The sequence below is a fragment of the Bartonella sp. AP57NXGY genome (assembly GCF_042195805.1).
Lineage (GTDB): Bacteria > Pseudomonadota > Alphaproteobacteria > Rhizobiales > Rhizobiaceae > Bartonella.
This window is the reverse complement of the sequence record NZ_JBHIOZ010000367.1, coordinates 1-1,039: the sequence shown is the minus strand read 5'-3', so window position 1 is coordinate 1,039 and position 1,039 is coordinate 1. Positions and strand designations below refer to the sequence as shown.

The window sequence follows — 1,039 nt, the reverse complement described above, 5'->3', positions numbered from 1 at the left end:
CCTGATTAAGCTTAAAGACATTGCGCAATTTGGCAAAGCGCTCCCCAATCTGATCTCCCGTCATATCAAAAGCAACAGCCGCTTTGGCAGCATAAATGCTAAAAGCTTCTAGATCTTGTTCGCCAATCCCTGCTTGGCTAGCACTGGTCATCAGTTCTAAAACTTCACGTGCCGCTAGCGGAATCTTAGTGGAGGTTTCAAGCGCAAAACGGCGCAATTCCTTTAAGCGATCAAGGGGGGCATCAAGAACCTTTTCCAAGCCTTTCATCGATTGATCAAATTGCATGGCTTTATAGAGCGGTGCAATTAAGGTTGCTGTTTGCGCAATCGCCCCCACCATACGTCCACGCGCATGGATAAAAGCATTTTCTGCATGGGCTGTAGCTTTCTTAAGATGCTCAGGGTCAAACCACCCTTTAAAATGCTGCCTTGTCTTGTTTTGGAAATGCGCAACATCTGAACTAAAGGCTGCAAGATCTCGCTTGGCAGAAGCGATCCCCTCTTGCAGATGATTAACAAAACGCACAACAAGAGAAACATCCATGATCGTCTCTTATCCTAACTGATGGCTTTCATATTCTTGAGCTTTCAGGCGCGCGAGTTCTTCTCGATAGGCAATCACATCCAGCCAATCCATCTGGTTAATCTCTGAAGGCGCCCAGTGATAATAAAGAGCTAGTTCTGCCCCAAATTGTCTGGCAGAGAGGATTGGCGTTGCGTAAAAAAAGCAAAAAAAGCCTTCAATATTGCGACAATATCCATCACATCAACTCGATCAATCAATTCAATAGATTCATGTGACATATCAGCCAAAAGTGCTGTGATGCCTTCTGTTGCCTCACTTGTGAACAAAACTTGAGAAAGCTTCGTGATAAGCACATCATTGCTCAAAGTGGTTTTTTGCTCTCCAAACTCAGGAAGCAGCAGCTCTGTCAATTGTGGTCCAATGAGCACCGCTAATTGCTTGGCATGCTTAAAAGTGGGGCGATAAAAGGTCAGTTTCTTGCAGAGAGATTCTTTGCCACCTTTATCTTGATAA

At 44.7% G+C, this 1,039-nt stretch carries 2 protein-coding genes; both read right to left on the bottom strand.

What is annotated here, in order from left to right; genetic code table 11:
* Positions 1-544, bottom strand: a 544-nt coding sequence (locus ACFIL8_RS10895; protein ID WP_375689795.1) for a phage tail tape measure protein, incomplete at its 3' end; no start/stop codon positions are given.
* 131 nt (positions 545-675) lie between these two features.
* A partial coding sequence (locus tag ACFIL8_RS10890) for a hypothetical protein (protein ID WP_375689793.1) occupies positions 676-1,039 on the bottom strand: 364 nt, incomplete at its 5' end.